This window comes from Methylobacterium sp. J-088, from assembly GCF_022829295.1.
Lineage (GTDB): Bacteria > Pseudomonadota > Alphaproteobacteria > Rhizobiales > Beijerinckiaceae > Methylobacterium.
Window position 1 is genome coordinate 49,184 of the sequence record NZ_JAKSYH010000153.1, and the last position, 24,873, is coordinate 74,056.

Sequence of the window (24,873 nt, forward strand, 5' to 3'; positions counted from 1 at the left end):
TTCCAAAGGACGAGTCCTTTGGCGGGTGCAGGGCAGGGCTCTGCTGTACGGATCCTGGACCCCCGAAGAGGGGTCCAGGATCCGTAGGCCGGGGTTTCACCCCGCCACCCCACCAAAGGGACCCGGTCCCTTTGGAAACCCAGGACCTTCGCGCGGTGGTCAGCCCCGGCCGCCCCCGCGCTCGCCCATGCCGACCCGGCCGAACAGGCCGTCGCCGGCCACGACCACGAGGCGCCGGACCTCGCCCCGCAGGAAGGCCTGGAGGAAGCGGTTGTAGTCGCGGAACGAGACACAGCCGTTCGAGGCGCCGGGCTGGCGCAGCATGTAGGTGTGGGCGAGCAGGCCGTCACGGCCGTGGATCGACCCGCTGCCACCGACCGGGGTGAGGCGGATCGCCCGAACCCCGTGGAACAGGCGCTCGCGCTCGGTCAGCATGTAGGTGCCCGGCGGCGTCGAGCCGCGCATGCGCAGGTGGACGAAACGCGGGCTGTCCATGGCCTCGCCGAGGCCGGAATGCGCCTCCAGCACCTCGCCGGACGGGAGCGTCACCGTACGGGCGGTGATGTCGTAGACCGCCGTGCCGCCGACGGATTCGGGCTCCGGGCTGATCCGGGTGCGTGGGGCCGCCTGCGGCAAGGTATCGGGGCTGGCATAGGCCAGGGCCTGACGTGGCTCCTGCCGGGGTGCGGCGGCGCCGACGCCGAACAGCTTCTCGAAGAAGGACGGCTCCTCCGCCATGGCGGCGCGGAACACGTCGCGGGTGCGGGGCAGGGCGCGGGCCGCCACCCGGGCGGGCGGCGCGGTGCGCGGTGCTGCGGGCTGCGGCCGCAGCTCGGCCGGGCGGGCCACCGGCAGAGGCACCAGGGCGGATGCCGGATTGGGCACGAAGGCGGCGGGGGTCGGCTCGGCCATGGCAAGCCGCAGGGGCGCGGGCGCCTGCGTGGCAGCAATCCCCTTCGACGCGGCCAGCCCCTCCGGCGCGGTGACCAGCGCATCCGAGGCCTGCGCGGTCCGGATCCGCTCGGCCTTGACCTGCTCAGCGCGCGCGACCTGCCGAGCGATCTCCCGGACCGCCGGGGAGGGCTCGGACAGGGCGACCTGGGTTGTGGCGGCGACCTGGAAGTCGGTCGGCAGCGCCGCTTCGCCGAAGTCGGTCGCGGCGCCGGAGCCCAGCGCGGGGCTCGGATCGAGCATCCAGGCGAGATTCGGCTGCGGCGCGGCGTGCGGCGCGGTGGCGAGGGCGGGCCGCAGCGCGGGGGCCTCGGACGGGGCGGGGCCCTGCGGCTGGATGAGAATCGCCCAGCCGGCCAGGGTCACGGCGGTCAGGCCGATGAGCCCCGTGAGACGGGCGCGGCGGCGGGCCCGACGCATGGCGCTCGGGTAGGGCACACGGGTGCGGGCGACGGGATCGTAGGGCGTCTCGACGTAGACGATGCGCTGCGGCGCGGCCCGCCGCACGGGCTCCGCGACCGGGTACGCGGTTCGGGACATTGCAGCCTGAGCCATTCGGGGAACTCGCGCACGCGCTTCCCCGGAGGCAGCCGCCGCCGTTCGCCCGCGGAAGCCGTTTCCGCGCACGTGGCCTGGGTTGCCCATCTGGGAAGGACATCAACCGTCCACCCATTAAGCCGCCTTATGGTTAAGTCTTGCTAAAGACGCGCACGCCGCCGCGAATACGCGTTCAGGACGCCCGCGCGGGGGTCTCCATCGGCGCGTCCATCGGCCCATGCCGACGCGCGACCAGCAGGCAGAGCAGGGCCACCGGCACGCCGATCAGGGACGTGCCGACGAAGAACCACGTGAACCCGGTCCATTCGATCACGAAGCCCGAAAACCCGGCGAGCAGGCTGCCCGGCAGGGCGCAGAGCGAGGTCAGCAGGGCGTACTGGCTCGCCGCGTGTGCGGTGGCCGAGAGCCGCGACATGTAGGTGATCAGTACGATCGACGCGAAGGCGTAGGCGAAGCCGTCGATCCCGACGGTCGCCGCGAAGGTCCAGAACGCCGCCCCGCCATGGCCGCCGTGCCATGCGAGATAGGCCAGCGCGAGGTGCGAGGCCGAGGCCACCACGGTGCCGATCAGCAGGCTCGCCATCATGCCGATCCGCGGGATGATGGCGCTCGCCAGGAACGTCCCGCCGAGCGCGATCCAGAAGCCGAACAGCTTGGTCACCGTGGCGATGTCGGTGTTGGAATAGCCCAGCGTCTTGAACAGCGGGATCGCCATGGCGTTCGAGACGTAGCCGGGCATCCGGAAGCCCGCGACCAGCGCCAGCACCGGCACGGCCAGCGGCCCGAGGCGGGCCAGCAGGTCGCGGATCGGCGCCCAGACGGTCTCGACGAAGCCGCCGGTGGCGGGCGTCTCGGGGGCGGGGGGTTCGGGCGCCAGCAGCGCCGCGATCGTGCCGGGGGCCATGAGCGCGGCCATGCACAGGTAGGCGACGCGCCAGCCGTACGCGTCGGACAGGTAGAGGGCGCCGGCCCCCGCCGCGAGGTTGCCGATCCGGTAGCCGATCTCCGACCACGACGACATCAGCGCCTGCTGCTCGGGAGGCGCGGCGGTGATGCGCCAGCCGTCGATCACAACGTCCTGGGTGGCGCCCGCGACGCCGAGGGCCAGGGAGAACGCCACCGTCCAGGCGAGCCAGTGGGCCGGATCGCCGAAGGCGACGCCCGCGAGCGCCAGCGCCACCAGGATCTGCGTGGCGACGATCCAGCCGCGCCTTCGCCCGAGCCAGCGGCCGATGAGCGGCGCGTCGTGGCGGTCGAGGAAGGGGGCCCAGAGGAACTTGAGCTTGTAGGCGATGGTGAGCTCGCTCATCAGCCCGATCGTGGCGAGCGGCACCTTGGCCTGGACGAGCCACGCCGACTGGGTCGCGTAGACGAGCAGGAACGGGATGCCCTGCGCGAAGCCGAGCCCGAGCACCGCGGCGACCCGCCGGTCGGTGAACAAAGGCGTGAGGAAGGCGTTTTTTTGGGACTTCACAGGAGTGGAAGGGGCACTGGCTGCGGCCGGGTTCGCCATCCACGCGTCTCCTGGGGTTCGGGAAGGAGAGAGCAGATCCCGCCTTGCGGCGCAACGAGCAAACCTCGCGACGGCCCGGCGCGACGGCGTACGGGAATCACGCTATGCTGGTGGTGTGAAAGGACGGCAACGGAGGTCGACATGGACGCCCCCACGGTCCTCACGGCCGCCGAGGCCCAGGGACAGGCCACCTACGGCATGGCGAACCTGCGCTCGAAGACCACCGGTTTGCCGTTCATCGTGTTCATCTCGCAGAGGGGCGGCGCCCGGCACGACGCCCGCGTGAAGGTCTCGCTCGGACCTCGGGTCCAGCCCGATCAGATGGGCTCGTATCAGGTGAGACCCTTCCGATACACGGACGGCCCGCGCCTCGATCCCGCCGACGAGGCGCGCCTGAAGGCCTGGGTCGCGCTGAATCGCGACGTGCTCATCAGCTATTGGGACGGGCACATCGAGTTCACGGAAGACGCGATCGAGTTGCTCAAGCCGGTGTGAGGCCACGCCGGCTCAGGCCCTCACGAGATCCTCACGCCGCCTTCTTGCCCCGCCCGGCGATCGTCACCAAGCTGCGCAGCACCTCGGTGGCGGTCTTGAGCCTTGCCGGGATCGTGGTCAGCTCGCGCACGAACACCACGCTCATGTCGGGCCGCACCTTCGCGAAGGAGGCCTGCTCGGCGACAAAGGCCACCAGCCCCTGCGGGTTGGCGTAGGATTTGTCGCGGAAATGGACCACCACGCCCTTCGGCCCGGCCTCGACCTTCTCGACGTTCGCCTTGAGGCACAGGATCTTGATCGTGCCGATCTTGAGGAGTTGCTCCACCTCGGGCGGCAGCGGACCGAACCGGTCGATCATCTCGGCCCCGAAACTCTCCATCTCGGCATCGTCCTGGATGGTGGCGAGCCGCCGGTAGAGCGCCAACCGCACCCCCAGATCCTCGACGTAATCCCCCGGGATCGTGACCGGCGCGCCGAGCGCGATGGTCGGCGACCACGCCTCCTCGGGCAGGTCCTCGATGCCGGCCTTGAGCGCGGTGACCGCGTCTTCCAGCATCTGCTGGTAGAGTTCGTAACCGACTTCCTTGATGTGGCCGGACTGGGCGTCGCCCAAGAGGTTGCCGGCGCCGCGGATGTCGAGGTCGTGGGAGGCGAGCTGGAAGCCCGCGCCCAGCGTGTCGAGGCTCTGGAGCACCTTGAGCCGCTGCTCGGCCTGGGCGGTGAGCTGACGGTTCGCCGGGGTCGTGAACAGCGCGTAGGCCCGGGCCTTCGAGCGCCCGACCCGGCCGCGCAGCTGGTAGAGCTGGGCGAGGCCGAACATGTCGGCCCGGTGGACGATCAGGGTGTTGGCGGTGGGGATGTCGAGGCCCGATTCCACGATCGTGGTCGAGAGCAGCACGTCGAACTTGCCCTCGTAGAAGGCCGTCATCACGTCCTCGAGCTGGCCCGCCGCCATCTGGCCGTGGGCCACCGCGACCTTGATCTCGGGCATCTCGGCGTCGAGGAATTTTTTGACCTCCGCCAGATCCTCGATCCGGGGGACGACGTAGAAGGCCTGCCCGCCGCGGTAACGCTCGCGCAGCAGGGCCTCCCGGATGGTCAGGGGATCGAATGGCGTCACGAAGGTGCGCACCACCAGCCGGTCGACCGGGGGCGTGGCGATGATCGACAGTTCGCGCACGCCCGTCATGGCGAGCTGGAGCGTGCGCGGGATCGGGGTCGCCGACAGGGTCAGGACGTGGACGTCCGCTTGGAGCGCCTTCAGCCGCTCCTTGTGGGCCACGCCGAAATGCTGCTCCTCGTCCACGATGATCAGGCCGAGATCCTTGAAGGCGATGTTCTTGGCCAAGAGCGCGTGGGTGCCGACCACGATGTCGACCGTGCCGGCAGCGAGCCCCGCACGGGCCTGCTTCATCTCGGCCGCGGAGGCGAAGCGGGAGAGCTGCGCGATCTGGATCGGCAGGCCCTTGAAGCGCTCGGCGAAGGTCCGAAAATGCTGGCGGGCGAGCAGGGTGGTGGGCACGATCACCGCCACCTGCTTGCCGGAGATCGCCGCCGCGAAGGCGGCGCGCAGCGCCACCTCGGTCTTGCCGAAGCCGACATCGCCGCAGACCAGACGGTCCATCGGCCGGCCGGCATTGAGGTCGTCCAGCACCGCGTCGATGGCGTTGGCCTGATCCTCCGTCTCCTCGAACGGGAAGCGGGCGGCGAACTCGCCGTAAAGCCCCTCCGGCGCCTTGAGAGCGGGAGCCTTCCGGACGAAGCGCTGGGCCGCGACCTTGATCAATTCGCCCGCCATCTCCAGGATGCGGCGCTTCATCTTGGCCTTGCGGGCCTGCCACGCGCCGCCGCCGAGCCGGTCGAGGGCGACCTCGGCATCCTCCGACCCGTAGCGGGTCAGGAGCTCGATATTCTCCACCGGCAGGAGCAGCAGGCCGCCAGTATAGGCGAGTTCCAGGCAATCATGCGGGGCGCCGGCCGCATGGATCGTCTTCAATCCGGAAAAACGGCCGATGCCGTGGTCGGCATGGACCACGATGTCGCCGGGCTGGAGCGCCTGCACCTCCAGGATCACGTCCTGGGGCCGCTTGGCCTTGCGCTTCTGGCGGACCAGCCGGTCGCCCAGGATGTCGCCCTCGGACACCACCGCGAGTTCGCCCGCGACGAAGCCGGATTCCAGGCCCCAGACCGCCACCGCCGCGTCGGTGCCGCGCTTCAGCGCGTAGACGTCGGTGAGCCGGGTGATCGCCACGGGCTTCTTGAGGCCGTGATCGGTGAGCACGCCGCAGAGCCGGTCGCGGGAGCCGTCGGACCACGCGCCCAGGATCACATGATGACCGGATCCCTGGAGGTCGCGGATATGCGCCACCGCGGCGTCGAACACGCTGGTGTTCTCCTCGGCCCGCTCCGGCGCGAAGTTCCGGCCGGCCTTGGCGCCGCAATCGATCACCGCGCGCTCGGGCGAGTCGGGCTGGGCGAAGGGTGTCAGCCGCGCCACCGTGGCGGTGGCGATCCGCTCCTTCAGCTCGTTCGGCATTAGGTAGAGGGCGCGGGGCGGCAGCGGCTTGTAGGGGGCGACGCCGGCCTGCGGCGTCTTCATCGCGGCCTCGCGGGCCTGATAGTAATCCTGGACCAGCGCGATCCGTTCGGCGGCCGCATCCTCGACCTGCGGGTCGAACACCAGCGGCACGCCGCCGAGATAGTCGAACAGGGTGTCGAGGCCGTCGTAGAACAGCGGCATCCAGTGCTCGAGGCCGGCATAGCGCCGTCCCTCGCTGACGGTCTCGTAGAGCCGGTCGTCCCGGGTGGCGGCGCCGAAGCTCTGGATGTAGCCCTGGCGGAAGCGCCGGATCGTCTCGGTGGTGAGCTGGACCTCGCTCATCGGCATCAGGTCGAGCGAGCGGAGCTGGCCGGTGGTGCGCTGGGTCTCCGGATCGAAGGCGCGGATCGATTCCAGCGTGTCACCGAAGAAATCGAGGCGGATCGGCGCGGCTAAGCCCGGCGGCGACAGATCGAGGATGCCGCCGCGGACCGCGTATTCGCCCGTGTCGCGCACCGTCCCGGTGCGCAGAAAGCCGTTGGCCTCGACCCAGGCGACCACGTCGTCCATCGCCACGACGTTGCCGATCGCCGCCGAGAACGCCTCCCGGGCGATGTGGGCGCGGGGCGGCACCCGCTGCACCAGGGCGTTGACGGTGGTGCAGAGGATGCGCGGGCGGTCCTCGGCCGAGCGGGTCCGGGCGAGGCGGGCGAGCGCGGTCATCCGGGCGGCGGCCGTGGCGGTGGTCGGCGAGACCCGGTCGTAGGGCTGGCAGTCCCAGGCCGGCAGGCTCATCACGTCCATCTCGGGCGCGACGAAGCCGAGCGCCGCCTGGAACGACGCCGAGCGCCCGGAATCGCGCGCCACGTGGACCAGCACGGCCGGGGCATCGACGGTGGGGGCCAGGGCGCGGGCGAGGTCGGCGAGCGCGAGCGCGTCGAACCCCTCCGGGGCGCTCGCCAGCACCGGGCTGTCGCCGCGCTTGAGGGCGTCGATCGCCTGGGCGAGGGCGGAGGATTTCGGCAGGGCGAAGCGCGCGACCTGCTGTTTGGCGGGCGCGGGCGCAGAAGGCTTCGGTTGCGGCTTGGCCATCGGGTCTTTCGCGGGGGATCCCGCCGGGCGCGTCAGGGGCAGAGGTCGGGTGGCGTTAGCTGATCGGGGCGCCACGATAAAGCGTTCCCGGGGTCACGGCTGAGCGGACCCTATATGGCGGTTCTGCTGCAGTCACGGAACGGTTGTTGGGCTGCGATTCGGGGAAGCGCGCCGCTGCTGGAGAGACGACGCGACAGGGGGAGCACCGACGAACGTTCCGGACGCGACGAGCCCCCTCTCCCGTGCGGGAGAGGGTTGGGGTGAGGGGCGAGAACGCTCAGGATCGAACATCGCCGCGCCGATAGAGCGCTCCTCTTCCTGAAGGCCCCGATCCCTCACCCTGTCCCTCTCCCGCACGGGAGAGGGGACCCGCGCCTCGTCTGGCGATGACGGCGAGGAGCGCCGGATTACCGTCGGCCAAGCCCGCGATGGGGTCTTCACCGTCGTCTACACCATGCGTGGACCGGTGACGCGGCTCGTCACCGCTTGGCCCGCGACCAAGAAGGAACCGCGCACGCTATGGCGCATGCTGACGCGATCACCTTCACCCGCTTGGCGGACGGTACAATGCTGCAGCGGCAGCCCGACTGGACGTTCCGGCCTGTCGCCACCGGCAGCGACCGTGGACAGCTCGCGGCGCTCACCGAGGAGGCGATCGAGCACATGAGCGCCTTCGACCCGGACCATCCCGGGCTCGACGACGCCTTCTGGGACGATTCCACAGTGGGCTCGCCGGACAGGGAGGCGGTCTCAATCCAGCTGGATAGCGACGTGCTGCGCTACTTCCGACGCGCCGGCCGGGGCTATCAGGCACGGATCAACGCGGTGCTGCGGCGCCACATGCTCGCGGTCGGGAAGGGCCGCTGAGCGCTTTCCCGACCGGGCTCCTCACGCGTCGGGCCCGACGATCTCGGCCAGCGCCGCCTCGACCCGGCCGCGGAAGAAATCCGCGTTGGGCATGTCCTGCGTCATCGCCTCCGCGCGGGCCGTGGCCTGCCGCAGGATCTCGCCGCGGAGCGCCGGATCGGAGCGCTCCATCATCTCCAGCATGATTCGCACCACCAGTTCGGTGGCGATCGAGCGGGCCGGGTGGTCGTAATTGGGCTTGGGTTCGTCCATGTCAGGCACTCTGGCGGTCCCTCTCAGGAATGGATCGGCGCATCGTGCCGGTGAAACGCGCGCACGCGCTGCCAGACCGACGTGTCGTAGTTCGAGGGTGTCTCGACCTCGCCGGTGAGCCACTTGAACAGGTCGCGGTCCGGCACCTCGATCAGCGCCTCGAACTGGTCGAGTTCCGCCTCCGACAGGGTGCCGATCTCGGCATCGGCGAAGCGGCCCATGATCAGATCCATCTCGCGGATGCCCCGGTGCCAGGCGCGGAAGAGGAGGCGGCGGCGGCGCGGATCGAGGTCGGCGCTGGTGCGGGTGGTGCCGGACATTTTCTTCGGGACTTCCGGTCGGAGGGACGGGCGGGCGTTCACGCCAAGATAGGCGGCCATCCGGCGAGGATCCAGGATCCGGCCCCGGAGGCCCCGCGGGGCGAGGGCCAAAAAGCAATTGCCTCCGCCCGACGCTTCGTTATCTCGAAGGGCCAACGCCCCGCACGGGGCGGCGAGCGGGAGTCCAGCGATGCCGAAGGCGATCCGGGTCTACGAGTACGGCGGCCCCGAGGTGATGAAGTTCGAGGACGTCCCCCTGGCCGAGCCCGGCCCCGGCCAGATCCGGGTCCGCCAAGCGGCCATCGGCGTCAACTTCATCGACATCTACTTCCGCACCGGCGCCTACAAGTCGCCGCACCTGCCCTACACCCCCGGCAAGGAGGGCGCCGGCACCGTCACGGCGGTCGGCGAGGGCGTAACCCAGTTCAAGCCGGGCGACCGGGTCGCCTACGGCTCGGTGGCGGATGGCTGCTACGCCGAGGAGCCGGTGGTCGCGGCCTCAGCGGCCGTGCCGATCCCCGACGGCGTCGACGAGCAGACCGCCGCCGCCATGATGCTCAAGGGCCTGACCGTCGAGTACCTGCTGCACCGGACCTATGCGGTGAAGCCCGGCGACACGATCCTGTGGCAGGCGGCCGCCGGCGGCGTCGGCCTGATCGCCTGCCAATGGGCCAAGCACCTCGGCGCCACGGTGATCGGCACCGCCGGCAGCCCCGAGAAGGCGGAACTCGCCAAGCAGAATGGCTGCGACCACGTCATCCTGTACCGCGAGGAGGATGTCGCCAAGCGGGTGCGCGAGATCACCGGCGGCAAGGGCGTGCCGGTGGTCTATGACGGCGTCGGGCAGGCGACCCTGATGGGCTCGCTCGACAGCCTCGCGCCGCTTGGCCTGCTGGCGAGCTTCGGCTCGGCCTCCGGGGCGATCACCGGGCTCGACCTCGGCCTGCTCGCCCCGCGCGGCTCGCTCTACGTGACCCGCCCGACGCTGGCGACCTTCTCGTCCAACCGCGCCACCCTGGAGGAGGCCGCCGCCCGCCTGTTCGCGGTGGTCGGCCACGGCGCGGTGAAGATCGCGGTCAACGCCACCTACCCGCTGGCCGAGGCGCAGCAGGTGCATCGCGACCTCGCGGGCCGGGAGACCACCGGCTCGATCGTGATGCTGCCGTGACACCCGGCGCCTCCGACCTGCTCCTCGTGATCGACGTGCAGGTCGATTTCCTTCCGGGCGGGGCGCTCCCCGTCCCGGAGGGCGACGCGGTGGTCGGGCCGATCAATGCGCTGCAGGGCCGCTTCCGGAATGTGGCCCTGACGCAGGACTGGCACCCGGCCGACCACGTCTCCTTCGCGGACAACCATGCCGGGCGGGCCCCGTTCGAGCGCGTGGCGCTCCCCTACGGCGCGCAGGTTCTGTGGCCCCGGCACTGCGTCCAGGGCAGCCCGGGCGCGGCGTTCGCGCCGGGGCTCGCCACCGACCGGGCGGGGCTCGTGATCCGGAAGGGGCTGGATCCCCGGATCGACAGCTACTCGGCCTTCCTGGAGGCCGACCGGACCGCCCGCACCGGGCTCGCCGGGGCGCTCCGGGAACGCGGGATCACCCGGGTCGTCCTGTGTGGGCTCGCCACCGATTTCTGCGTGGCCTGGAGCGCGCTGGATGCCCGCGCGGCGGGCTTCGACGTCTGCGTGGCGGCGGATGCGGTGCGCGGGATCGACGTCGAGGGGTCGCTCGCCGACGCCTGGGCGCGGATGGAGGCGGCGGGCGTCCTCCGGATCGCGGCGGCGGAGATCGGCTGAGCGCCCGCATCGCCCGGGAGGCGAACCGCCGCACGGCAGGCGGGCGACCGTCCCGGCCCCGAAGCGTTGGCCCGGCTCCAGCATCCGACAGGAGCCAGCATGTCAAGCAAGCACCCCAAGACCGCGACCCCCACGGATGCCGACCTCAAGGGCAATCCCGGCATCGGCACCTCGAAGGGCATGAGCGGCGCCGACCCGGCGGATCTGCAGGCCGATTCGACCTTCGAGGGCGACGTGGACAACGAGACGAAGGTGGATGGCGGCATCGACCCGGATCACCGCCCGCGCAAGAACGCCTGAGCGTTCGCAACCTCACGTCGGCCCGAGCGCCGATTGGGCGCCCGGGCCTGCGATTCGTTCAGCGGACCGTGTTGCGGGCCGGAGCCTTCCGCCCATGCGGGGTGGGCGCGACGGTCGGGGCCGCGATGGAGCTGGTGACGATCCGATCCTCGTCACCGGGGGTTGGCACGTAGAGGCGCCCGGGGCTCGCGGTGTTGCCCATCAGGAGCGCCGTGTTGGAGGCGCCAAAGGCGGCATTGCCATCCGCGAGGGCGGCGCCGGCCGGGAGGGTCAGGGTCAGCGCGCAGGCGGCGATCAGCGAAGCGGGCTTCGACATGGGGGAGGGTCCTTCCATTCCGGCGGCGCCCGTCCGTACGGTGCCGCACGCCGTGTCCTCAATCTGGGGTGGCCTCGCCGGACCGAAAGTGCGGCATCGCACAATAGGCGCCGCGTCGCAGCATAAGACTTGTAACCTAAAATTGATCAGACGGCTAAATCTCTAACCCGAGTTGCATCGGCGCCTCATCCTCCCCCTGGGCGAAGCCCGACAGCGACACGCCGATCAGCCGCGCGCTGCGCCGCAGGGGAAACAGTCCGGCGAGCAGATCGAGGCCGATCCGCTCCAGGCTCGCCCGGTCGGGCACGGGGGCGACGAGCGATTTCGCCCGGGTGACCTGGGCAAAATCCGAGAACTTGAGCTTCAGGGTCACGGTCCGGCCGCGCATGCCCTTGGCGACGGCGCCGGCCCAGACCTTGTCCAACAGGGGCGCCAGCCGGGCGGCCAGGACCTCGAAGGCGGCGGTGTCCTCCGAGAAGGTTGTCTCGGCGCCGATCGACTTGCGCACCCGGTGGGCGCGCACCGGCCGCGCGTCGATGCCGCGGGCGACCGCGTGGTAGTACGCCGCCGACGAGCCGAAGATCTCGCGCAGGCGCTCCGGCGCCCAGGCGCGCAGGTCCGCCCCGGTGTGGATCCCGAGCCGCTTCATCTTGGCCTCGGTGACCGGGCCGACCCCGTGGAACCGGCCGATCGGCAGTTCGGCCACGAAGTCCGGCCCCATGGCGGGGGTGATGACGAACAGGGCGTTCGGTTTCTTGTGGTCGGAGGCCACCTTGGCCAGGAACTTGTTGTACGAGACCCCGGCCGAGGCCACGAGCCCGGTGCGCTCCAGGATCTCGGCCCGGATCGCCTTGGCCACGGCGGTGGCGGTGGGCAGCCCCAGAAGATTCTCGGTGACGTCGAGATAGGCCTCGTCGAGGGCCACCGGTTCGATCAGCGCCGTGTGCCGGGCGAAGACCGCGCGGATCTCCTCCGAGACCCCCCGGTAGACCTCGAAGCGCGGCTTCACGAACAGCAGGTCCGGACAGAGCCGCCGGGCGGTGGCCGACGGCATGGCCGAGCGGACGCCGAACGTGCGCGCCTCGTAGCTCGCCGCCGCCACCACGCCCCGCTCCCGCGAGCCGCCCACCGCCAGGGGTTTGCCGCGCAAGGACGGGTCGTCGCGCTGCTCCACGGAGGCGTAGAACGCGTCCATGTCGATGTGGATGATTTTTCGGAGCGCGACCTCCGGATCCATCGCCGCCTCAAAGATCCGCGGTTAGTTCCCGTTCTGTTCTGAAAGAGCGCGGCGGAGCGCTGGGGTCAAGGCGTGTTGAATGGGGCTCAACAGGGAAGTTCCACCCAGCCACCTCATCCTGGGGCGCCCGCGTCAGCGAGCCTCGAAGGAGGGCTCCAGGGATCGCGCGGCCAGCTGGAGGGCTTCTTCGAGGCCTGCGCTACGCTCCAGCGCCTCAGCGACTGTGCCCATTCCGTCAGGCGCGCTCAGTCGAGTCCGCCCAGGACACGCACCCGGGCCCATTCGGCCTCGGTCACCGGCTGCACCGACAGGCGTGAATTGTTCACCAGCACCATGTCGGCGAGCGCCGGATCGGCCTTGATGGCGTCGAGCGTCACCGGGCGCGGCAGCGCCTCCAGGGCGCGCACGTCGACCATGCCAAAGCGGCCGGTCTCGTCGGTGTGATCCGGGTAATAAGGCCGGATCACCTCCACGAGGCCGACCACCGCCTTGCCCTCGTTCGAGTGGTAGAAGAAGCCCTGCTCGCCGACCTGCATGGCCATCAGATGCTTCTTGGCGAGGTGGTTGCGCACCCCGTTCCAGAACGTGCCCACCGCGCCGGCCCGCATCTGCTGGTCCCACGACCAAGTCGCGGGCTCGGATTTGAACAGCCAGTACGCCATCGCCGCATCCCCACCGGCCGCCCGGTTCGGCGGCGCACCCGTCTTGAAGCCTGTCACACAACGCCCGCCGCGCCGTCGCCTGCGGCGGGAGGGCTCCCGGTGATCGGACGTTGTGTGAGAGGCTCTTAGAACTGGGCCCGATCGCGTGGCAATCGCGCGCGGCTCTAAGCCCATGTTGTGGCGCGCGCTCACGCGTCGGACCGGAGTCCACTTCGGCGGTGCGCGCGCGAGCGGCCCCCGATCGCGTTGCCACGCCCCCCTCCGGCATCCTGCGCGTGCCGCGAACCCGTGGCACCGCGCAGCATGCCGGCTCGGTCAGGGAGCAGACTATGCCGACCCGTACTTCGCGCCATGGGGTGTAGACCGTGGCTGTTGTTCAAATATTAAACTCTAATCATTAGTAATTCTATCAACAAAGCCATGTAACTACCGCTGATTGTTCATATGCTGACCGTGATCGGCTGCTTCGTCGGGGAACACAACTTGTGGTTAGTGGCCCTCGCGGCCATGGTCTGCGCGCTGGCGAGCGCGACCGCGACCGGGCTGCTCGCCCATGCCGGGCGGGCCGGCGGGCGCAGCCGCTACACGTGGCTCGCCGTCGCCGCGGTGGCGGGGGGCTCGGGGATCTGGGCCACGCATTTCCTGGCCATGCTCGCCTACGCGCCGGGTCTGCCCTCGGGCTACGGGATCGGCCTCACGATCCTGTCCTACGCCGATGCCGTCGCGATCACCGGGCTCGGCTTCGCCCTGGCGGCCATGGGGGGCCGGGCGCGGGCGGCGGTCGGCGGTGCCGTCGTGGGCGGCGGCATCGCGGCGATGCACTACACCGGCATGGCCGCCTATCAGGTGCCGGGGCATCTGATCTGGAACCCGGCGGTGGTCGCCGGCTCGGTGGTGGTCGGCGCCGTGCTGGGCGCCCTGGCCCTGGTGGCGGGCCTGTCGGCCGTCACCGTCCGGGGCCGGGGCCTCGGCGCCGGGCTGCTGCTCCTGGCGATCTGCGGCCATCACTTCACCGGGATGGCCGCGGTGACCATCCTGCCCGATCCCACGGTGGCGATCCCCGCGAGCGCGATCCGGACCGAATGGCTCGCCGCAGCCGTCGCCCTGGCCAGTTCGCTGATCCTCCTGCTCGCCGGGGCCGCCCTCCTCCTCGACCTGCGGGAGCGGCGGCGCGCCGAATCCGAGCGCGAGCGCCTGCGCAGCCTCGCCAACGCGGCCGTCGAGGGCCTCGTGGTGTGCCGCGACGGCCAGATCGTCAGCGCCAACGAGGCCTTCGCCCGGCTCGCCGGCACGCAGGCCGCTTCCCTGGTGGGCGCCCGCCTGTCCACCTACCTGCCCGGCCTTGCGGCGGCGGCCGGCACGGCCGGAGAGCCCGTCGAGGCCGAACTCGTGCCGGCGGGTGGCGGGACCGTCCCGGTGGAGGTGATCATGCGGCCGGTGGCGGAGTACGGCCGCCAGCCGCACTACGCCGTGGCGGTGCGCGACCTGCGCGCCCGCCGCCGCGCTGAGAGCCAGATCCACTACCTCGCCCATCACGACGCCCTCACGGGGCTCGCCAACCGGACGAGCTTCCACGCCCGGCTGGAGCGGGAGCTGCGCGCGGCAAACGACCAGGGCACCCGGCTCGCCGTTCTCTGCCTCGACCTCGACCGGTTCAAGGAGGTCAACGACCTGTTCGGCCATGCCGCCGGCGACGCGATGCTGCGCGACCTCGCGCTGCGCGTCGGGGGCCTGCTCGATCCCACGCAGCTGATGGCCCGGCTCGGCGGCGACGAGTTCGCGATCCTGACGCCCCTGGGACACGGCTCCGCCGAGGGATCGGCCGAGCGGCTGGCCGAGCGGATCCTGGCGATGCTCGCGGCGGTGCCGGCGGCCTCCGGCCCGGTGATCGCCACCAGCATCGGGCTGGCGGTCTATCCCGACGACGCGCAGGACCAGCGCGCGCTCCTGAGCCACGCCGACGCCGCCCTGTACCGGGCCAAGGCCGAGGGGCGCGGCACCTGCCGCCGTTTCGACGCCAGCATGGGCGCCCAGATCCGCGACCGGCGCATGCTGGAGCACGACCTGCGCCACGCGGTGTCCCGGGGCGAGCTGCACCTCGTCTACCAGCCGCAGACGCGGATCGAGACCGGCGCGGTGATGGGCTTCGAGGCGCTGCTGCGCTGGCGCCATCCGGAGCGCGGCCCGATCTCCCCGGCCGAGTTCGTGCCGATCGCCGAGGAGACCGGGGCGATCCTGGAGATCGGCGCCTTCGTGCTGCGTGAGGCCTGCCGGACGGCGGCCCTCTGGCCGCAGCCCCTGGCGATCGCCGTCAACGTCTCGGCGGTGCAGCTCCACAACCCGCACTTCGTCCAGTTCGTCCACGGGGCCCTGTTCGAGAGCGGCCTGAAGGCGGAGCGCCTCGAGATCGAGATCACCGAGACCGCGCTGATCCGCGATCCGGCGCGGGCGCTGCTCACCCTGCGCCAGCTCAAGGCGCTCGGCGTGCGGATCGCCATGGACGATTTCGGCACCGGCTACTCCTCCCTGTCGAACCTGCGCTCCTTCCCGTTCGACCGGATCAAGATCGATCGCTCGTTCATCAAGGCGGTCAATAGCAACCCGCAGGCCGCCGCGATCGTGCGCTCCGTGTTGGGCCTGGGGCGCGGCCTCGGCCTCGCCGTGGTGGCAGAGGGCGTGGAGACCGACGACGAACTGTCCTTCCTGGCCGCGGAGCACTGCACCATCGCGCAGGGCTACCTGCTCGGCCGGCCCGGACCGATCGCGCACTTCGCCGAATACACCCACGGCGACGCGCAGAATCCAGCCGCCGCCGTGGCGTGAGCGGCCCGATCCCGTCATGGTTTCGAAAGGGCGAGCCCTTTCGCGGGTCCAGGGCAGAGCTTTGATGAACGTCAGGGCCTCGCCCTGACGTTCATCAAAGGGCTACAGCCCTCTGGAAGCCCGGACTTGACGGTCACGCCGGCCTGACCCGGCCGAAGGCGAGCGCGCTCAGGGCCGCGAACAGCCACGCGCCGAGCCGGGCCAGGGCCGAGCCGACCCCGTCGGCGGGGAGGTTGCCGGCCGCCACGGTCTCGGCCAGCGCGTCGAGCAATCCGGCCGCCGATCAGCGGACCGAAGTCGAGGCCGAACCCGATGCCCCAACAGCCGAACGTCATGCCGCGCTCCGCGCCGTTCCGGAACTGGTGGGACAGCACGGCGGTCTGGCAAGCATCGCGGCGCCCCTCACCCCTTGGAGGAACCGGGCCGCGACCGGGACCGAGGCGCTGGGGACAACGCAGGGCGCGGTCAGCGTGAAGCTGAAGCGGCTGGAGGACCGACTCGGCCAGCGGCTGATCGAGCGGACGCCGCGTCAGGTCCGCCTGTCCGCGCAGGGGGCGATCTTCCTCGCGGCGGCGCGGGATTTTTTGGCCGCGCATGAGCGGGCTCTGGCGGAGCTGACGGCGCCGCCACGCCGCTTCCGGCTCGGCATCGCGGCCCACGTGATGGGGCCGGAGGTTCCGGCACTGCTGGCGCGGATGAACGCCGTCGATCCGGCGCTGACCGTGGAGGTGCAGATCGACAACGCCCGTCCCCTGCTCGACGGGTTCGAGGCGGGCCGGCTCGACGCGGCGATCATCCGCAGCGACGACGACCGGCGCGCGGGCGAGATCCTGGGGCCGGAGCCGTTCGGCTGGTTCGCGGCGCCGGGCTTCGCGCAACCAGCGGGGGAGCCGCTGCGGCTGGCCGCGTCCTTGCCCTGCTGCGCCGTCCGCGACGTGGCGGCCCGCCTGCTCGACCGGGCCGGGATCGCCTGGACGGAGGTGTTTTTAGGCGGAACGGCCGCGATCGCCGCGGCCCTGTCGGCGGGACTGGCGGTGGCGGCCTTCCCGCGCCGGCTCGCGCCGGCCGACGTGGTGGATGTCGGCCCGGCGCTGGGCCTGCCGCCGCTCCCCATGCTGTCGATCGTGCTGCACGCCACCCATTATGACCCGAAGACCCGGGAGACGCTGCGGGCGATCACGGCGGCGTTCCGGGGAGCACGTCACGGGTTTCCAAAGGGCTGAGCCCTTTGGCGGGTCGTCAGGGCAGCGCCCTGACGCGGCGGCGCCCGGCCTTCTTCGCCGCCGGAATCGGCAACTCAGCGGCGGTCCGTTTGATGAGTTCCATCAGCCAATCCGCATCGTCCCACGCTTCTCCGGCGATCAGGAAGCATGGCTTCGCCCCCGGATATGGCGCGGCTTCCGTGACGGAACCGAGATAGGCCCGGCCCGCTGCAGTCGGCTTGACGAACAACCGCTCGTCACACACCAGCCCGACCAATTTGCCGTCGCAGTAGAGGCCGTACTCGCCGAATATCTTCCGGGCGGTGACATGTCCGGCCCCGCCGATCTGCTCGACGATGAATTCGGCAGAGCTCTGCTTGGTCGCCATCGTCCTTCACACTTCGCTTACGCTCGAAGAGCCTTCGACGGGCTGGATAGAGATTTGTCCGGCGGAGAGCGTCTCAATCCGTCTCCCCGCGCAGCGGTCGCGCCAGCAGCGCGGCGACTACGTCGTCGACCCCGGCCGAACCCGCCACGATCGCCGCGACCGCCTGCGCCACCGGCATCTCGACGCCCTGCGCCGCCGCGAGGCCAGCCAGGGCCGCGGCCGTGAAGGCGCCCTCGGCGAGCTTGCCGCCTGCGGCCTCGTCTGGAGTTGCCCCGGCGCCGAGCCGCTGCCCGAAGGCGAAGTTGCGCGATTGCGGCGAGGAGGCCGTCAGCACGAGGTCGCCGAGCCCCGAGAGGCCCATCAGCGTCTCGGGCCGGCCGCCGAAGGCGCGGGCGAAGCGCATCAGCTCGGCGAAGGCCCGGGCGATCAGCGCCGCCCGGGCGCTCTCGCCGAGGCCGCGCCCGGCCACGATCCCGCACGCGATAGCCAGCACGTTCTTGCCGGCCCCGCCGATCTCGACGCCGCGCACGTCGTCGGTGTGGTAGAGCCGCAGGCTCGGCCCCGAGAGCAGCGCCGACAGGGACGCGGCACGGCCGGCATCGGCCGCCGCCAGGGTCACGGCGGTGGGCAGGCCGCGGGCCACGTCGGCCGCGAAGCTTGGACCCGACAGGACCGCGACGGGCGTGTCCGGCGGCAGGACTTCCCCCGCCACGGCGCTCATGAAGCTGTCGCTGCCGCGCTCGATACCCTTGGCACAGAGGATCACCGGGCCGGCCGAGGCCAGGGGCGCACGCAGGGATTCCAGCACGCCGCGCACGGTCTGGGCCGGCACCACCAGCAGGGTCGCCCGGGCGCCGGCGAGTTTTTCAGACTGCGCCGTCGCGCGAATGCCCGGATGGAGCGGGACGCCCGGAAGGTAGCGCGGATTCTCCCGCTCGGCCTGGAGCCTGGCGGCGGCCTCCGGGTCGCGCAGCCAGAGCGTGACGGGATGCGCGGCGGCGGCGGCGGCGTTGGCGAGTGCGGTTCCCCAGGCCCCGCCACCGACGACGTTGATCGGCGCGCTCATGCCGGGACCTCCGCGTGTTCGAGCCGATAGAGGCGGTGGAGGCGCAACGGCCCGTCCGGCACCGCCGGATGCGGAAAAGTTCCGGCCGGGACCATGCCGAGGCGCTCCATCACCGCCCGGGAGCGGTCGTTTCCGGCCGCCGTGTAGGCCACGACGGCGCGGATGCCGCAGCGCCCGGCGAGGTCGGCCAGCGTCAGCCGTGCGGCCCGGGTGGCGATGCCGCGGCCCCAGGCATCCCGCGTCAGGCGCCAGCCCAGTTCGATCGTCGCGCCGACCCGCTCGCCCCCCGGGAACGGCAGGGCCCGCATGATCCGGAAGGCGCCGACGAAGCCAAGGAACCGGCCGCCCTGCTCGACCGCCCAGGGTCCGAAGCCGTCGGCCACGAAGCGACGGTCGCAGAGGCCCGCCTCGACGGCGCTCTCAGCTTCCGTCCACGGCCGGGGGAAGTAGGCCATCACCGCCGGGTCGGCGTTGAGCGCCGCGAAGGGCGCCGTGTCGTCCGGACGCCAGCGGCGCAGGATCAGGTCGCCGTCCCGGAGGCAGTTGGGGACCACGGCGCACGCGATCTTGCCCCGCCATGCCAGGGAGCGGCGGTTCAGGAGGGCGAGATCCGCGTGCTCGGCGAGCACGGCCTCGCCCAGCGCGATCGTCATCTCGAGCTGATCGAGCGGCATGTTGGCGTGGGCCGGCGGGCGGACATGGTCGCGCCAGGGGCCGCCGCAGGTGTTGTCGAGCAGGATTCGCGCGAAGCAATGGTCGAGGCGCACCGGCCAGTCCGGCCGGGCGGCCTCGGGCAGGCGGCGTTCGACGAGTTCGCGCCAATGCGCGCGCCGCGCCGCCGCGCTCATCCGGCCGCCGCCGCGGCGGCCGGATCGGCCGAGAGCGGCCAGCGCGGCCGGGCCGGGGCGGTGAGGTCGTCGACCAGGCCGAGGCGCAGGCGCTCCAGACCGGCCCAGGCGATCATCGCGCCGTTGTCGCCGCAGAGGTGCAGGGGCGGGGCGACGAAGCTCAAGCCCGCCTCGCCGGCCAACGCGGCGAGCGCCCGCCGGATCGCGCCGTTGGCCGCCACGCCCCCCGCCGCCACCAGGGCGGTGGGCCGTCCGGCCACGCCCGAGAAGGCGCGCAAGGCGACCCGGGCGCGGTCCACCACGACGTCGACCACCGCGGCCTGGAAGCCCGCGCAGAGATCGGCGACGTCGCGCTCGGCGAGCGGGGCGATCTTTTCCGCCTCGATCCGCAGGGCGGTCTTGAGGCCCGAGAGGGAGAAATTGGCCTCGCGCCGGCCGAGCATCGGCCGGGGCAGGGCGAAGCGCTCGGGATCGCCGGCCTCGGCCATGCGCTCGACTTCGGGGCCGCCGGGATAGCCGAGGCCCAGCAGCTTGGCGGCCTTGTCGAAAGCCTCGCCGATGGCGTCGTCGATGGTGGAGCCGAGCCGGACGTAGTCGCCGACGCCGCGCACCGCCAGGAGTTGGGTGTGGCCGCCCGAGACCAGCAGCAGCAGGTACGGGAAGGCGATCCCGTCGGTCAGCCGGGCCGTGAGGGCGTGGGCCTCCAGATGGTTCACGGCGAGCAGCGGCTTGCGGGTCACGAGCGCCAGGGTCTTGGCGGTGACGAGTCCGACCAGCACGCCGCCGATCAGCCCAGGCCCGGCCGCCACCGCGATCCCGTCGAGCTCGGGCAAGCCGATCCCGGCTCTCTCAAGGGCGCGGGCGATCAGCCGGTCGAGCACCTCCACATGGGCGCGGGCGGCGATCTCGGGCACAACGCCGCCATAGGCCGCGTGCTCGGCGATCTGGCTCAGCACCTCGTCGGCGCGGATCTGCCCGACGCCATCCGCGTCGACCGAGACCACGGCGGCGGCGGTCTCGTCGCAGGTGGTCTCGATACCGAGCACCGTCTTCTGCACGCGTGGATCTCCTGGTTCGGGCAGCCTCGAAGCCGCCAGCAGTCTGGGTGTGAAGGCGGGGCTTGGACTAAGCCATCCTCCCCATCCGCACCCGCGTCCTGTGGTCCCGAAGCGCAGCGGAACCCTCCTCCGAGGCGGCTTCGCTGCACCTCAGGATCAGGCCGTGGCTTGGGGGCCATCGCCGACCCGTACCAATCGAGCCGGCGCGCGTATTCCGCCGCCTCAGTCGACCGCGACCATCACGTCGGAGGCCTTGATCACCGCATAGGCGGAACCGCCGGCGACGAGCTTGAGCGAATCGACCGCCGCGTTGGTGATCGAGGCCGTGACCACTTGTCCGGGGCTGATCTCGATCTTCACGAGGGACGTGGTCGCACCCTTTTCGACCGAGAGGACCGTGCCCTTGATGACGTTGCGCGCGCTGATCTTCATGAATCCGGTTCCCCTGCCGCACCGGGCGGCTCTGGGCCGGTCTCCTACAGCAAGGTGGGCCCGCGCGCGACCGCCTCAGCGCGCCTCCGGGGTCGGATCGCCCTCTTGCTCGTCCCCGGTATCGCCCTCGTCGTCGGTCTCTTGCTCGGCCTCCTCCTCGGGAATCGGCGCCGCGCCCCAGCCGACGAGCGCCGCGTTGAGGTCGTCGAGGACGAAGTGCCGGGCGCTGTCCCGGTCATACCCATCGGCCAAGAGGTCATCGTAATCGGTGAAGACATGGCGGGCATAGGTCACGAGGGCGAGCCGCGCCGCGGTCTCGGGCGCAGCCCGGCGCAGGCCCGGGCTCGCCAGCGCCCGGGCCAGGACGGAATCAGCCTCGAAGTCCGGCAGGCGTGGGGCAAGCCGCGCCAGCGCCGCCGCCACCGCCTCGCGCCGATTACGGGGGGGCATTGCGTCGCTCACCGGGGGCCCTCCGGCGGTGTGATTTCACGGCTCGGATCCGCTAAGATTGCTTTCACACGAGGCGGGACAGGGACACGAACCCCCGCCGGGGAGATCTGGTTCATGGCAACGATCCGTCACGCGGTGATCCTGGGCGTTCTGCTCGGGGCGAGTCCAGCGCTGGCCCAGGCCCCGGGTTCCGACCGGGGTGCCGGCGTCGCACCGGTCCCGGATTCGGCCCCCGGCGTCCGGCGCAGCCGGCAGCTCACCGCCACGGGCCAGACCAAGCCCCCCGGCGCCGGCCTGACGGCCACCGGAGGACCGCGCCCCGTGAACGAGGCCGAGATGATCAAGGCCCAGAAGGCTGCGGAGGCCCGCTCGAAGGCCTGGGACAGCAAGATGCACAACACGATGGGCTCGATCTGCCACGGGTGCTGAGGCTCCGGGGTCCCGTCCCGCGAGCCACCGTTCAGGGACGTGACAGCAGAAACGCGAAGGGGCCGCCCGATGGGCAGCCCCTCCGTCGAGACCGTGTCCGGTCGAATTTTAGCGGGAGTAGAACTCGATGACGAGGTTCGGCTCCATCTGCACCGGGTAGGGCACCTCCGACAGGGTGGGGATGCGAGTGACGCGGGCGGTCATCTTGGCGTGATCAGCCTCGATGTAGTCCGGCACGTCGCGCTCGGGGAGCTGGGTCGCCACGATGACGATCTCGAGCTGACGGGACGACTCCTTGACCTCGATGAGATCACCGGCCTTCACCTGGTAGCTCGGGATGTTGACGCGCACGCCGTTGACCTTGACGTGGCCGTGGTTGACGAACTGGCGCGCGGCGAACGGGGTCGCGACGAATTTCGACCGGTAGACCACGGCGTCGAGGCGGCGCTCGAGCAGGCCCACGAGGTTCTCGCCGGAATCGCCACGCTGGCGGATCGCCTCGGCGTAGTAGCGGCGGAACTGCTTCTCGGTGATGTTGCCGTAATAGCCCTTGAGCTTCTGCTTGGCGCGCAGCTGCGTGCCGAAGTCGCTCATCTTGCCCTTACGGCGCTGGCCGTGCTGACCGGGGCCGTACTCACGGCGGTTGACGGGGCTCTTCGGGCGGCCCCAGATGTTCTGGCCCATGCGGCGGTCGAGCTTGTGCTTCGCCTGAATCCGCTTCGACATGTTTCGCGTCCTCTCGTGACCGAGATTGAGGAACGCGCCCTCCTTTTCCCGGACAGGATGTCGGGGACGACAGGGCGGGAGGATCCCGCCCACGGGTGCGCATGAAAACGCCAAGGGGCCCCGTGCGGAGCCCCATCGACGGGCTGCGTCTTAAGGGACGGGGGCGCCGCGGTCAACCACAGGAGGTCGCTTGGTGGACGAGACGATTGCGATCCGGCGCGGGGATCCGGCGGACGCGGAGGCGATCCGCGCGCTGGTCGAGGCAGCCTACACCAAGTGGATCCCGGTGATCGGGCGCCTGCCGACACCGATGCAGGCGGACTACGCCGAGGCCGTGCGGACCCACCGGTTCGATCTGCTGCGGGCCGACGCGGACCTCGCCGCGCTGATCGAGACCGAGGTCGAGACCGACCACCTGCTGATCGTCAACGTGGCGGTGCATCCGGCCTTCCAGGGGCGGGGCCTCGGCACCCGGCTGCTCGGCCTCGCCGAGGGGATTGCCGGGGAGGCGGGGCTGGCGCAGCTGCGCCTCTACACCAACAAGAAATACGTTGCGAACCTGCGCCTCTACGGCGCGCTCGGCTACCGGGTGGAGCGGGAGGAGCCCTATGCCGGCCCGGGCCGGACCCGGGACGACGACATCACCGTGCACATGGTGAAGGTGCTGGGCGATGCCCCCTCGGGCGATCGTGCGGGTGCGCCCTGATGGACGATGCCGTCGTTCCGCGGCACCATCGCCGGCCCGTCAGCGGGCGGGCTGGCGGGTCAGGCGCGTCGGCAGAAAGTCCCGGTTTCAAAAGGCCTTCGACCTTTTGCGGGTCCAGGGCAGAGCCCTGGTGCCGGGCTTCGCCCGATCTCGGGGGCTCCGCCCCCGAACCCCGCCAAAAGGCTCTCCCTTTGGAAACCCCGTTTTAGGTCACCACGCTCGGCTCAGGCCGGCCGGTACGCGGTGCGATCTCGGCGAGCGTGCGGGCCGCCGCCACAACAGAGGCGAGCACCTCGGCCACGGGGAGGTCGAGCCGGTCCGGTGCGTTCTCGTAGCGCTCCAGATAGACCCGCAGCGTCGCCCCGGCGGTGCCGGTGCCCGAGAGCCGGAATACGGCGCGCGCATCCTCGGCAAAGCCGATCCGGATGCCCTGGCGCTCGGTCAGCGAGCCGTCCACTGGATCGCGGTAGGCGAACTCGTCGGCGGTCGACACCGTGAGATCGCCGATCCGCGTGCCCGGCAGCCCAGCGAGTTTTTCACGGAGCGCGTCCATCAGGCCGTTGGCGGCGTCGGACTCCACCTCCTCGTAGTCGTGGCGGGCGTAATAGTCGCGCCCGTAGGTCCGCCAATGCGCCCGCACCAGCGCGTCGGCCCGCTCGCCCGTCGCGGCCAGGATGTTGAGCCAGAGCAGCACGGCCCAGAGCCCGTCCTTCTCACGCACGTGGTTCGAGCCGGTGCCGGCGCTCTCCTCGCCGCAAAGGGTGATCAGCCCGGCATCGAGCAGATTCCCAAAAAACTTCCAGCCGGTGGGGGTCTCGTAGGCCTTGATGCCGAGCGCGGCCGCGACCCGGTCGGCGGCGCGGCTCGTGGGCATGGACCGCGCGACGCCCGCCAGCCCGCCCGCGTAGCCCGGCGCCCGGTGGGCATGGGCGGCGAGCAGCGCGAGGCTGTCGCTCGGCGTCACGAACAGGCTAGGCGCCACGATCATGTTGCGGTCCCCGTCGCCATCCGAGGCGGCGCCGAAATCCGGCGCGTCCGGCCCCTGCATCAGGTCGAACAGGTCGTGGCAGTGGACCGGATTCGGATCCGGGTGGTGGCCGCCGAAATCCTCCTTCGGCTCGGCATTGACCACCGTGCCTTTCGGCGCGCCGAGCATTCCTTCGAGGATCGCCGTCGCGTAGGGGCCGGTCACCGCGCTCATGGCATCGAAGCGCATGCGGAAGCCCGAGGCGAACAGGCGCGACACCGCGTCGAAGTCGATGAGCGTGCGCATCAGTTCGGCGTAGTCGGCCACCGGGTCGATCACCGTAACCATCATGGCGCCAAGCTGGGTTTCGCCGAGCGTGTCGAGGTCGAGGTCCGGGGCTTCGACCAGGCGGTATTCGGTCAGCGCCTTGGCGCGCGCGAAGATCGCGTCGGTGACGGATTCGGGCGCCGGGCCGCCATTGGCGGCGTTGAACTTGATGCCGAAATCGCCCTCCGGCCCGCCCGGATTGTGGCTGGCCGACAGGATGATGCCGCCGAGCGCCTTGGCCTTGCGGATGACGCAGGAGGCGGCCGGCGTCGAGAGCAGGCCGCCGCGCCCGACCAGCACCCGGCCGAAGCCGTTGCCGGCGGCGAGCCGCAGCGTCTTCTGCACCACCTCGCGGTTGAGAAACCGGCCGTCGCCGCCGAGCACCAGGGTGGCCCCCGCCTTATCGGGCAGGGTGTCGAAGATCGCCTGGACGAAGTTCTCGACGTAGTTCGGCTGCCGGAACACCGGCACCTTCTTGCGCAGGCCGGAGGTCCCCGGCTTCTGGTCGGGGAAGGGCGTGGTGGCGATCGTGGTCGGAGTCGTCATGGACGGGCGTCT

26 protein-coding genes are annotated in these 24,873 nt (G+C 71.2%); 9 read left to right on the forward strand and 17 right to left on the reverse strand.

The genetic code is table 11. The features are described from left to right. Positions 1–159: 159 nt before the first annotated feature. Positions 160–1,506, reverse strand: coding sequence for a tlde1 domain-containing protein (locus MKK63_RS17135; protein WP_244003848.1), 1,347 nt, complete (start codon positions 1,504–1,506; stop codon positions 160–162). A gap of 175 nt (positions 1,507–1,681) precedes the next feature. Continuing rightward, positions 1,682–3,022 carry an AmpG family muropeptide MFS transporter gene (locus tag MKK63_RS17140; RefSeq protein WP_244003850.1) on the reverse strand — a complete coding sequence of 447 codons (1,341 nt, stop codon included), beginning with the start codon at positions 3,020–3,022 and terminating at the stop codon, positions 1,682–1,684. 141 nt (positions 3,023–3,163) lie between these two features. Here MKK63_RS17140 and MKK63_RS17145 point away from each other — a divergent pair, with 141 nt between their 5' ends. Beyond that, positions 3,164–3,517 (forward strand): hypothetical protein, encoded by a 354-nt coding sequence (locus MKK63_RS17145; protein WP_244003852.1) that lies wholly within the window; start codon positions 3,164–3,166, stop codon positions 3,515–3,517. A gap of 31 nt (positions 3,518–3,548) precedes the next feature. Here MKK63_RS17145 and mfd read toward each other — a convergent pair whose 3' ends face one another. Continuing rightward, the gene (gene mfd / locus MKK63_RS17150; RefSeq protein ID WP_244003854.1) at positions 3,549–7,148 is read right to left on the reverse strand and encodes a transcription-repair coupling factor; all 3,600 of its coding nucleotides are present in this window, start codon (positions 7,146–7,148) and stop codon (positions 3,549–3,551) included. Between the two features lie 519 nt (positions 7,149–7,667). On the opposite strand from mfd, the gene MKK63_RS17155 reads away from it, so the two are divergent. Then, complete coding sequence (locus MKK63_RS17155; RefSeq protein ID WP_244003856.1) at positions 7,668–8,015, forward strand: BrnA antitoxin family protein; 348 nt, start codon at positions 7,668–7,670, stop codon at positions 8,013–8,015. A gap of 21 nt (positions 8,016–8,036) precedes the next feature. Here the strand turns inward: MKK63_RS17155 and MKK63_RS17160 are convergent, their stop codons facing one another. Next, positions 8,037–8,267: a hypothetical protein gene (locus MKK63_RS17160; protein WP_244003859.1), complete on the reverse strand. Its 231-nt coding sequence runs from the start codon at positions 8,265–8,267 to the stop codon at positions 8,037–8,039. A gap of 23 nt (positions 8,268–8,290) precedes the next feature. Continuing rightward, positions 8,291–8,587: a succinate dehydrogenase assembly factor 2 gene (locus MKK63_RS17165; RefSeq protein WP_244003928.1), complete on the reverse strand. Its 297-nt coding sequence runs from the start codon at positions 8,585–8,587 to the stop codon at positions 8,291–8,293. Positions 8,588–8,777: 190 nt separating this feature from the next. Here MKK63_RS17165 and MKK63_RS17170 point away from each other — a divergent pair, with 190 nt between their 5' ends. From MKK63_RS17170 to MKK63_RS17180, 3 genes are all read left to right on the forward strand, one after another. Then, positions 8,778–9,755 (forward strand): quinone oxidoreductase family protein, encoded by a 978-nt coding sequence (locus MKK63_RS17170; RefSeq protein ID WP_244003861.1) that lies wholly within the window; start codon positions 8,778–8,780, stop codon positions 9,753–9,755. Further along, entirely contained in the window at positions 9,752–10,378 is a 627-nt protein-coding gene (gene pncA, locus MKK63_RS17175; RefSeq protein WP_244003863.1) for a bifunctional nicotinamidase/pyrazinamidase, read from the forward strand. Before MKK63_RS17170 ends, pncA begins: the two co-directional genes overlap by 4 nt. A 99-nt stretch (positions 10,379–10,477) precedes the next feature. Then, positions 10,478–10,678 carry a hypothetical protein gene (locus tag MKK63_RS17180; protein WP_244003865.1) on the forward strand — a complete coding sequence of 67 codons (201 nt, stop codon included), beginning with the start codon at positions 10,478–10,480 and terminating at the stop codon, positions 10,676–10,678. 58 nt (positions 10,679–10,736) lie between these two features. On the opposite strand, the gene MKK63_RS17185 is transcribed toward MKK63_RS17180, so the two are convergent. The 3 genes from MKK63_RS17185 to MKK63_RS17195 all read right to left on the reverse strand — a co-directional run bounded on the left by MKK63_RS17185 (position 10,737) and on the right by MKK63_RS17195 (position 12,893). Next, positions 10,737–10,994 carry a hypothetical protein gene (locus tag MKK63_RS17185; RefSeq protein ID WP_244003866.1) on the reverse strand — a complete coding sequence of 86 codons (258 nt, stop codon included), beginning with the start codon at positions 10,992–10,994 and terminating at the stop codon, positions 10,737–10,739. 154 nt (positions 10,995–11,148) lie between these two features. Further along, complete coding sequence (gene dinB / locus MKK63_RS17190; RefSeq protein WP_244003868.1) at positions 11,149–12,231, reverse strand: DNA polymerase IV; 1,083 nt, start codon at positions 12,229–12,231, stop codon at positions 11,149–11,151. A gap of 245 nt (positions 12,232–12,476) precedes the next feature. Further along, positions 12,477–12,893: an EVE domain-containing protein gene (locus MKK63_RS17195; RefSeq protein ID WP_244003929.1), complete on the reverse strand. Its 417-nt coding sequence runs from the start codon at positions 12,891–12,893 to the stop codon at positions 12,477–12,479. 444 nt (positions 12,894–13,337) lie between these two features. Between MKK63_RS17195 and MKK63_RS17200 the strand changes: the two genes are divergently transcribed. Next, the gene (locus MKK63_RS17200; RefSeq protein ID WP_244003870.1) at positions 13,338–15,716 is read left to right on the forward strand and encodes an EAL domain-containing protein; all 2,379 of its coding nucleotides are present in this window, start codon (positions 13,338–13,340) and stop codon (positions 15,714–15,716) included. Between the two features lie 133 nt (positions 15,717–15,849). On the opposite strand, the gene MKK63_RS17205 is transcribed toward MKK63_RS17200, so the two are convergent. Beyond that, complete coding sequence (locus tag MKK63_RS17205) at positions 15,850–15,987, reverse strand: hypothetical protein (protein WP_244003872.1); 138 nt, start codon at positions 15,985–15,987, stop codon at positions 15,850–15,852. 109 nt (positions 15,988–16,096) lie between these two features. Here MKK63_RS17205 and MKK63_RS17210 point away from each other — a divergent pair, with 109 nt between their 5' ends. Next, entirely contained in the window at positions 16,097–16,939 is an 843-nt protein-coding gene (locus MKK63_RS17210; protein ID WP_244003931.1) for a LysR family transcriptional regulator, read from the forward strand. Between the two features lie 16 nt (positions 16,940–16,955). On the opposite strand, the gene MKK63_RS17215 is transcribed toward MKK63_RS17210, so the two are convergent. The 6 genes from MKK63_RS17215 to MKK63_RS17240 all read right to left on the reverse strand — a co-directional run bounded on the left by MKK63_RS17215 (position 16,956) and on the right by MKK63_RS17240 (position 21,160). Further along, entirely contained in the window at positions 16,956–17,306 is a 351-nt protein-coding gene (locus tag MKK63_RS17215) for a TfoX/Sxy family protein (protein ID WP_244003874.1), read from the reverse strand. Between the two features lie 73 nt (positions 17,307–17,379). Continuing rightward, positions 17,380–18,372 (reverse strand): NAD(P)H-dependent glycerol-3-phosphate dehydrogenase, encoded by a 993-nt coding sequence (locus tag MKK63_RS17220; RefSeq protein ID WP_244003876.1) that lies wholly within the window; start codon positions 18,370–18,372, stop codon positions 17,380–17,382. Next, positions 18,369–19,220, reverse strand: a complete 852-nt coding sequence (locus tag MKK63_RS17225) for a GNAT family N-acetyltransferase (RefSeq protein WP_244003878.1) — start codon at positions 19,218–19,220, stop codon at positions 18,369–18,371. Before MKK63_RS17225 ends, MKK63_RS17220 begins: the two co-directional genes overlap by 4 nt. After that, complete coding sequence (gene tsaD / locus MKK63_RS17230; protein WP_244003880.1) at positions 19,217–20,278, reverse strand: tRNA (adenosine(37)-N6)-threonylcarbamoyltransferase complex transferase subunit TsaD; 1,062 nt, start codon at positions 20,276–20,278, stop codon at positions 19,217–19,219. The genes MKK63_RS17225 and tsaD overlap by 4 nt, the downstream gene beginning before the upstream one ends. A 222-nt stretch (positions 20,279–20,500) precedes the next feature. After that, positions 20,501–20,710: a molybdopterin-binding protein gene (locus MKK63_RS17235; RefSeq protein WP_244003882.1), complete on the reverse strand. Its 210-nt coding sequence runs from the start codon at positions 20,708–20,710 to the stop codon at positions 20,501–20,503. Between the two features lie 75 nt (positions 20,711–20,785). Further along, the gene (locus MKK63_RS17240; protein ID WP_244003884.1) at positions 20,786–21,160 is read right to left on the reverse strand and encodes a DUF2293 domain-containing protein; all 375 of its coding nucleotides are present in this window, start codon (positions 21,158–21,160) and stop codon (positions 20,786–20,788) included. 114 nt (positions 21,161–21,274) lie between these two features. On the opposite strand from MKK63_RS17240, the gene MKK63_RS17245 reads away from it, so the two are divergent. Continuing rightward, a complete protein-coding gene (locus MKK63_RS17245) occupies positions 21,275–21,589 on the forward strand; it encodes a hypothetical protein (RefSeq protein ID WP_244003886.1) in 315 nt (104 codons plus the stop codon). A gap of 108 nt (positions 21,590–21,697) precedes the next feature. Here the strand turns inward: MKK63_RS17245 and rpsD are convergent, their stop codons facing one another. Continuing rightward, positions 21,698–22,315 carry a 30S ribosomal protein S4 gene (gene rpsD / locus MKK63_RS17250; RefSeq protein WP_243922244.1) on the reverse strand — a complete coding sequence of 206 codons (618 nt, stop codon included), beginning with the start codon at positions 22,313–22,315 and terminating at the stop codon, positions 21,698–21,700. 193 nt (positions 22,316–22,508) lie between these two features. On the opposite strand from rpsD, the gene MKK63_RS17255 reads away from it, so the two are divergent. Next, positions 22,509–23,021, forward strand: a complete 513-nt coding sequence (locus MKK63_RS17255) for a GNAT family N-acetyltransferase (protein ID WP_244003889.1) — start codon at positions 22,509–22,511, stop codon at positions 23,019–23,021. A 205-nt stretch (positions 23,022–23,226) separates the two neighbouring features. Here the strand turns inward: MKK63_RS17255 and MKK63_RS17260 are convergent, their stop codons facing one another. Further along, positions 23,227–24,861 carry an alpha-D-glucose phosphate-specific phosphoglucomutase gene (locus tag MKK63_RS17260; RefSeq protein ID WP_244003891.1) on the reverse strand — a complete coding sequence of 545 codons (1,635 nt, stop codon included), beginning with the start codon at positions 24,859–24,861 and terminating at the stop codon, positions 23,227–23,229. Positions 24,862–24,873 lie beyond the last annotated feature (12 nt).

What these genes read in the sequence shown, in the direction of transcription:
- MKK63_RS17135 (WP_244003848.1), bottom strand. Translation starts at nt 1,506, where the DNA reads ATGGCTCAGGCTGCAATGTCCCGAACCGCGTACCCGGTCGCGGAGCCC.
- MKK63_RS17140 (WP_244003850.1), bottom strand. Translation starts at nt 3,022, where the DNA reads ATGGCGAACCCGGCCGCAGCCAGTGCCCCTTCCACTCCTGTGAAGTCC.
- MKK63_RS17145 (WP_244003852.1), top strand. Translation starts at nt 3,164, where the DNA reads ATGGACGCCCCCACGGTCCTCACGGCCGCCGAGGCCCAGGGACAGGCC.
- mfd (WP_244003854.1), bottom strand. Translation starts at nt 7,148, where the DNA reads ATGGCCAAGCCGCAACCGAAGCCTTCTGCGCCCGCGCCCGCCAAACAG.
- MKK63_RS17155 (WP_244003856.1), top strand. Translation starts at nt 7,668, where the DNA reads ATGGCGCATGCTGACGCGATCACCTTCACCCGCTTGGCGGACGGTACA.
- MKK63_RS17160 (WP_244003859.1), bottom strand. Translation starts at nt 8,267, where the DNA reads ATGGACGAACCCAAGCCCAATTACGACCACCCGGCCCGCTCGATCGCC.
- MKK63_RS17165 (WP_244003928.1), bottom strand. Translation starts at nt 8,587, where the DNA reads ATGTCCGGCACCACCCGCACCAGCGCCGACCTCGATCCGCGCCGCCGC.
- MKK63_RS17170 (WP_244003861.1), top strand. Translation starts at nt 8,778, where the DNA reads ATGCCGAAGGCGATCCGGGTCTACGAGTACGGCGGCCCCGAGGTGATG.
- MKK63_RS17180 (WP_244003865.1), top strand. Translation starts at nt 10,478, where the DNA reads ATGTCAAGCAAGCACCCCAAGACCGCGACCCCCACGGATGCCGACCTC.
- MKK63_RS17185 (WP_244003866.1), bottom strand. Translation starts at nt 10,994, where the DNA reads ATGTCGAAGCCCGCTTCGCTGATCGCCGCCTGCGCGCTGACCCTGACC.
- dinB (WP_244003868.1), bottom strand. Translation starts at nt 12,231, where the DNA reads ATGGATCCGGAGGTCGCGCTCCGAAAAATCATCCACATCGACATGGAC.
- MKK63_RS17195 (WP_244003929.1), bottom strand. Translation starts at nt 12,893, where the DNA reads ATGGCGTACTGGCTGTTCAAATCCGAGCCCGCGACTTGGTCGTGGGAC.
- MKK63_RS17200 (WP_244003870.1), top strand. Translation starts at nt 13,338, where the DNA reads ATGCTGACCGTGATCGGCTGCTTCGTCGGGGAACACAACTTGTGGTTA.
- MKK63_RS17215 (WP_244003874.1), bottom strand. Translation starts at nt 17,306, where the DNA reads ATGGCGACCAAGCAGAGCTCTGCCGAATTCATCGTCGAGCAGATCGGC.
- MKK63_RS17220 (WP_244003876.1), bottom strand. Translation starts at nt 18,372, where the DNA reads ATGAGCGCGCCGATCAACGTCGTCGGTGGCGGGGCCTGGGGAACCGCA.
- MKK63_RS17225 (WP_244003878.1), bottom strand. Translation starts at nt 19,220, where the DNA reads ATGAGCGCGGCGGCGCGGCGCGCGCATTGGCGCGAACTCGTCGAACGC.
- MKK63_RS17235 (WP_244003882.1), bottom strand. Translation starts at nt 20,710, where the DNA reads ATGAAGATCAGCGCGCGCAACGTCATCAAGGGCACGGTCCTCTCGGTC.
- MKK63_RS17240 (WP_244003884.1), bottom strand. Translation starts at nt 21,160, where the DNA reads ATGCCCCCCCGTAATCGGCGCGAGGCGGTGGCGGCGGCGCTGGCGCGG.
- MKK63_RS17245 (WP_244003886.1), top strand. Translation starts at nt 21,275, where the DNA reads ATGGCAACGATCCGTCACGCGGTGATCCTGGGCGTTCTGCTCGGGGCG.
- rpsD (WP_243922244.1), bottom strand. Translation starts at nt 22,315, where the DNA reads ATGTCGAAGCGGATTCAGGCGAAGCACAAGCTCGACCGCCGCATGGGC.
- MKK63_RS17260 (WP_244003891.1), bottom strand. Translation starts at nt 24,861, where the DNA reads ATGACGACTCCGACCACGATCGCCACCACGCCCTTCCCCGACCAGAAG.